7 protein-coding genes are annotated in these 5,983 nt (G+C 66.0%); all 7 read left to right on the forward strand.

Going from position 1 to position 5,983, the window contains the following annotated elements:
• On the forward strand, window positions 1-1,206 hold a 1,206-nt coding region (locus AAG801_RS39605), incomplete at its 5' end, for an RHS repeat-associated core domain-containing protein (protein ID WP_341893357.1).
• Window positions 1,207-1,213: 7 nt separating this feature from the next.
• Entirely contained in the window at window positions 1,214-1,462 is a 249-nt protein-coding gene (locus AAG801_RS39610; protein WP_341893358.1) for a hypothetical protein, read from the forward strand.
• Window positions 1,463-1,824: 362 nt separating this feature from the next.
• A complete protein-coding gene (locus AAG801_RS39615; RefSeq protein WP_341893359.1) occupies window positions 1,825-2,388 on the forward strand; it encodes a hypothetical protein in 564 nt (187 codons plus the stop codon).
• Between the two features lie 3 nt (window positions 2,389-2,391).
• Window positions 2,392-2,937: a hypothetical protein gene (locus tag AAG801_RS39620; RefSeq protein ID WP_341893360.1), complete on the forward strand. Its 546-nt coding sequence runs from the start codon at window positions 2,392-2,394 to the stop codon at window positions 2,935-2,937.
• 84 nt (window positions 2,938-3,021) lie between these two features.
• Window positions 3,022-5,259 carry a secretin N-terminal domain-containing protein gene (locus AAG801_RS39625; protein WP_341893361.1) on the forward strand — a complete coding sequence of 746 codons (2,238 nt, stop codon included), beginning with the start codon at window positions 3,022-3,024 and terminating at the stop codon, window positions 5,257-5,259.
• A gap of 15 nt (window positions 5,260-5,274) precedes the next feature.
• Complete coding sequence (locus AAG801_RS39630) at window positions 5,275-5,742, forward strand: type II secretion system protein (RefSeq protein WP_341893362.1); 468 nt, start codon at window positions 5,275-5,277, stop codon at window positions 5,740-5,742.
• Window positions 5,742-5,983 (forward strand): prepilin-type N-terminal cleavage/methylation domain-containing protein (locus AAG801_RS39635; protein ID WP_341893363.1); only part of this gene is annotated, 242 nt, incomplete at its 3' end. The genes AAG801_RS39630 and AAG801_RS39635, both read left to right, overlap by 1 nt.

A 5,983-nucleotide genomic window follows, 5' to 3' on the forward strand; every position in this document is an offset into this window, starting at 1 on the left:
AACGACCGGGGCTACACCGGGCACGAGCACCTGGACGACGTGGGGCTGATCCACATGAACGGGCGGATCTTCGATCCGACGCTCGGGCGCTTCATGCAGACCGACCCCTTCGTGCAGGATCCGGGCAACCTGCAGAACTTCGATCGCTATGCGTACTGCTACAACAGCCCGACCACCTGCACCGATCCCAGTGGGTACTTCCTGAAGTGGCTCGAGCGCAAGATCCGGCGCGAGTGGAAGCGCAGTGAGCTGTTTAGGTCGGTGGTGTCGATCGCGGTCGCCTGGTACCTCGGGCCTGGTGGCGGCCTGGCGAGCATCACATCAAACACCGTGGCCCAATCGGCCATCGCCGGATTCGCTTCGGGCGCCATCTCCTCGGGCAGCCTCGAGGGGGCGCTGCAAGGGGCGTTCACCGCGGGCGCGTTCGCGGGTGTCGGGAACGTGATACAGGGTGGAGAGTTCTTTGCCGGCGGCGGTACGTCTGGGAGTTTGGCCGGTGTCGGAAACAGCAAGCTCGCTGCTGTTGCGCTCCATGGCGTGGTCGGATGTGTGACCAGCGTGGCTGGCGGTGGGAAGTGTGGTCCGGGAGCGCTGAGTGCCGCGTTCTCGAAGGGAGCCGGGCTCAATGGGCTGCAGGCCGAAGGACCGGCAGGCATTCTGACAAGCGCCGTGATTGGGGGGACGGCGTCAGTGCTTGGAGGAGGCAAGTTTGCGAACGGTGCACAAACGGCCGCATTCGGCTACATCTACAACTGGGCTATGCACGTGCACGGAACCATCACGGCGGATGCGCTTAGATCCGAAGGAATCGGAGATAAGGCAGGTGAACTTGCTAAGGCCGTTGCTTTGACCGACATGAATCCGAGTTGGAGTGAATCGCAATCCCCAGCAAATGCGGTTTGGCACGGCATGTGTGCTGGCGGCGACAGTGCGGCGCTTTGTGATCTGAAAAAGCTGGACTACTTGAATGGTCAATGGGAAGCACGTTCACCAGAAGGCTTCGCTCGGCTGGCTCATGCCATTCAAGACTACGAGGCACCAATGCACGGTGGCAAGAGCTACAGTGGGTTCGCCACGAAGACTGAAGCAATGGTTCATGCGCTAAGTGATCTTCGACCTCCGCCGGCAGAGTACGACCGACTGGTGCAACGTACAAAGCAACTGTTCCGTGACTACAACTCCCATTGCAGCGGCTGCTTGAAGTAGTGAACACATGAACTCATACCAGTTCTCCGACTTTCTGATCTCGTCGTCGATTGCATTTGTTGTGGCCTATGTTTCGAAGGGCACTTTGATGCGGATGATCCTGCTGGCAGCGGTCGCACTTGCGATCGAGACACTGCTTGTTCAAGTCATTGTGGTGCATCGGCTGGAGATCTGGTCAACGAGCTACCTGATGTCCGCGCTGTTGGCTCTAGTGGTAGGGGTGGCAGTTGCATTCATCTTGCGGCGGCGCTCGTAGCCCGTTCGTTTGGAAGTGGATTCACTCGTGCATCTTGGCCTGCACGGTTGAGTGAGGTAATGTGATTGAAAAGGCGGAAGTAAAGGGAGCGCACGGATGGGCGTTATCGTCAACTGGCTTTCTTCGTGGCGCTCTATCGATGGCCAGAAGTGCGCGCAACAGGGCGCAGCGATTCGACGTCAAGCCTTCTGCAGATTTAAGTTGCGCAAGACTGGGCTCCGGGCTGGCCGTACAGTCTGTCGTTGGCTGTGCAGTTCCGATGTCCCGGTCTCGGATTGTTGTTTCGCATTGATGTGACGTCTTGAGCTGCGCGTATTGTTGGGCCGACTGCAGCGCCATAGTTCACCTGATCCCGAGAGTCGATGACGACGGATATTCCAGCTGCCCGTTTGGTCCTGCGGCACTCGTGGTCGGCGCCCGCGCTTCTGACAGCGGGCGCACTGTTGACCACTGCAGTCAGCGTCTGGTGGTGGAGCCAGGCGCGACAGGAGAAGCTTGATCTGGTCGATGAGTTGGGGCGTGCGAAGGCAGTCGCTCTTCGAGCAAGCCGAACAACCGCAGAAGCATCGATCTTGTCCACCGACTTCGCGCGGCGGCTGCCGTCAGCGGTGCAGGTCGACCCGGTGGTGTCCGAACTTCAGCGTGCGGCCGCCGCGGCGGGTGTGCTGTTGCGCGAAGTGCAGTTCCACCCGCAAGCTGCCACGCCGGAGCGGCTGGGGCAGACCGAGATGACGATCTCGCTAGAAGGTCGCTACCCGAAGGTGAAGCAGGTGGTAGGCGAACTGCTCGCGCGCTATTCGCACGTGACGCTGCTGCGCTTCTCGGCCAGCAGAGTTGAGGCTGCCGACGATGCCGAGTTCAGCCTGACCCTAACGATCTGGGCCCGCCCTGCGCTCGTATCCTTCTCCGGCGGCGGGCGGGACTGACTGGTGCGGACGAGCCTGGCCTGGGCGCTGGCCGCGACGATCGTCTTGTCGCTGGTGGCGTGGTGGACGCAGGACCGCGCTCCCGCGCTGGTGGCTGCTGTAGCGCCTGCTTTGCAGGGTTCCGAGCAGGGCTTGCCGGGCGGTGGCGTACGCGGCGATGCGGATCGACCTTTCGCACCGCCGTTGCCCACTGAACTGCCAGCCTTCAGCCTCGACGCCGCAACCCGCGACATCCTCGCCAGCCACGAGCCCGCAGCGCCAGCGCCGGTCGCGGTGGCAAGGCCGGTGGCACCCGCGCCCATGGCTTCCGAACCGTCAGCGCCGCAGGCACCGCCGCTGCAACTGCGCTACGCCGGCAGCATGCGCGCGCCCGATGGCCGGCGCATCGTCTACCTGTCGCGCGGCGATGCTTCGTTCGAGGTGGCCGTGGGCGACAGGCTGGACGAAGGCTACTTCGTGGAAACGATCGGCGAAGAGGCCATCTCCTTGGTCTATCCTCCGCTCGGAACCAAGGTGACCGTGGCCATGCCGCCGGCGCCGACGCAGTGAACACGCCGGGCGATGCATAACAGCGATACAGGGCAGGGGGGCGAGAGAAAGCGCGCGTTCGGCGGGTGGCGCATCGCCGTTCTCTTGGCGCTGGCGTTGCTGGCCGGCTGTGCCCAGCAGCGCATTCGTGACTCCGCGCAGGCGCAGCTTCGTGCGGGCGACTACGAGCAGGCGCTTCACGAACTCGACCAGGGACTGAAGGCGTACCCCGACAGCGCGGTGCTGCGCGCCGGCATGGCCGAGGCGCGCAGCGATGCCATGACCCGGCTGGTGGCGGAAGCTTCGCGTGCGCAGGCTGAGGGCCGCTTCGACCTGGCCGAGAAGACGCTGGGCCGCGCCCAGGCGCTGCAGCCGGGCAATGCCAGGGTCGAGACCATGCGCGCCGAGCTGGCCGCCGCGCGCCGCCAGCGCGAGGCCTTGGCGGAGGCCGAGGCGCTGGTGGCCAGGCGGCAGCCCGCGGAAGCACTCGCCGTGGTGGCCGAGGCGTTGAAGGTCAACCCCCGCCAGCCCGATCTGCTGGCCCTGCAGCGCCGGCTGGAGGTGGAGCAGCGCCAGGCGCAGCTGCGCGCCGGGCAGACGGGGCTGGCGGAGAGCCGGCCAATCTCGCTGGACTTTCGCGACACCGCGCTGCGCACGGTGCTCGACGCGGTGACGCGCCACAGCGGCATCAACTTCGTGCTCGACAAGGACGTGCGCGCCGACACGCGCGTCACGATCAACCTGAAGTCGGCCAAGGTGGAAGACGCGATCGATCTCATCGTCGGCACCTACCAGCTCAGCAAGAAGGTGGTGGACAGCCAGACCATCATCGTCTACCCCAACACGCAGGAGAAGCAGCGCGAGTACCAGGAACAGGTGGTGCGCGTGTTCCACCTGGCCAGCGCCGATGCCAAGGGCGCCGCGGCGTTCCTGCGCTCGATGCTGAAGATCCGCGAGCCCTATGTCGACGAGCGCATGAACATGATCGCCGTGCGCGACTCGCAGGAGAACGTGCAGCTCGCCGAACGGCTGATCACGCTGTACGACCTGAGCGAGCCTGAGGTGCTGCTGGAGGTGGAGGTCATCGAGATCCGCACCTCCCGGCTCACCGAGCTGGGCGTGAAGCTGCCCGATTCCTTCTCGCTCACGGTGCTGCCGCCCGCCGGGGACACCGATCTGACGCTGGCCAACATTCGCGGGCTGACGCGAGACCGCATCGGCTTCGCGATCGGTGGCGCCACGGTCAACCTCAAGCGCGAGACAGGTGACTTCAACACCCTGGCGAACCCGCGCATCCGCGTGAAGAACCGCGAGAAGGCGCGTGTGCTGGTGGGCGACAAGGTGCCGGTGGTCTCGGCCACCACGGGCCAGAACGGCTTCGTCAGCGACAGCGTGAACTACCTCGACGTCGGCCTGAAGCTCGACGTGGAGCCCACGGTGTCGGTCGACGACGAAGTATCCATCCGCATCGGGCTGGAGGTGAGTGCGCTGGGCAGTGCGATCAAGACCAACTCGGGCACACTGGCCTACCAGATCGGCACGCGCAATGCGTCCACGCTGCTGCGGCTGCGCGATGGCGAGACGCAGTTGCTGGCCGGATTGATCAGCTCGTCGGAGCGCAGCGATGCCAGCCGCGTGCCCGGCATCGGCGACCTGCCGGTGATGGGGCGGCTGTTCTCGAACACGCGCGACGACAACTCGCGCACGGAGCTGGTGCTTTCGATCACGCCGCGCATCCTGCGCAATGTGCGCAAGCTCGACCCGAGCGAGGCCGAGCTGTGGGTAGGCACCGAGATGGCGCCGAAGCTGCGGCCGGTGGGCGGGCTGCGCGCCCAGCCAGCCGAGGAGGCCGCCACTCGGGGCGAGGGCGCGGCCGCGGGTGACGCGCGCGCTGCCGAACGCAGCCCGGGAGGCCGGCCGTTGCCGCCGGCGGCACCGTCGTGGCAGTGGAGTGGGCCGGGCGAAGTGAAGGTGGGCGAAACCTTCGACGTGGCTGTACTCGCTTCCACGGGCGTGCCGCTGCGCGGCTCCCCGCTGCAGTTGAGCTACCCGCGGGACCGGCTCGAACTGCTCGTCATCGAGGAGGGCGACTTCTTCACCCAGGGCGGCACGGCCACGAGCTTCACCAAGGCGATCGACCCGGCCTCGGGCGTCGTGCAGATCGGCGTGTTGCGCAACACGGCCACCGGCGCGGTCGGCCAGGGCCGGGTGGTGGGCCTGCGGTTCAAGGCGCTGAGCGCGGGCAGGGCGGTGGTGACGCTGGTGGATGCCTCGCCGGTGGGGCTGGGTGGCCCGATCGAGAAGCCGAGAGCGCTGCCTTCGCTGCAGCTGGACGTGCGCTGAGAGGCGGTGCCGGCCATGTTGCGCGAACGCGGTTTCACGGTCATCGAGCTGCTCGTGGTCATGGCGGTGATGGCGATCCTGGCCATGGCTTCGTTCCCGCTGGCCGAATTGCACGTGCAGCGCGAACGCGAGGCGGAACTCAAGCGGGCGCTCTGGGAGATCCGCGATGCCATCGATGCCTACAAGCGCGCGGCCGATGCGGGCGAGATCTCCAAGCCGGCAGGCGGTAGCGGCTATCCGCGCACGCTGGAGTCGCTGGTTGCGGGCGAAGCCAGCATCAAGGATTCCACCCGGCGCCTGTACTTCCTGCGCCGCGTACCGCGCGATCCGTTTGCCGACCCGGCGCTGCCGCCCGAGCGCACCTGGGGGCTGCGCAGCTACCAATCGCCGCCCGAACGACCGCGCGCGGGAGAAGACGTCTACGACGTCTATTCGCTCGCCGAGGGGCAGGGCTTGAGCGGCGTGCCGCTGCGGGAGTGGTGATGAGGTTTCGCCGCACCGACTCCGGCTTCACCATCATCGAGCTGCTGGTGGTGATGGCGGCGCTCGGGCTGCTGCTGGCCATCGTGGCGCCGCGCTACGTGAACCATGTCGATCAGGCACGGGAGGCGGTGCTGAGGCAGAACCTCGCCGGGCTGCGTGATGCCATCGACAAGTTCTATGCGGACCGTGCGCGCTATCCGGCCGATCTTCAGGAACTGGTGACCGAGCGCTACCTGCGGCA

This window comes from Variovorax sp. YR752, assembly GCF_943372545.1.

Bases quoted from the DNA above. Each gene is read 5' to 3' on its own strand.
- AAG801_RS39610 (WP_341893358.1), top strand. From the start codon at position 1,214: ATGAACTCATACCAGTTCTCCGACTTTCTGATCTCGTCGTCGATTGCA.
- AAG801_RS39630 (WP_341893362.1), top strand. From the start codon at position 5,275: ATGTTGCGCGAACGCGGTTTCACGGTCATCGAGCTGCTCGTGGTCATG.
- AAG801_RS39615 (WP_341893359.1), top strand. From the start codon at position 1,825: ATGACGACGGATATTCCAGCTGCCCGTTTGGTCCTGCGGCACTCGTGG.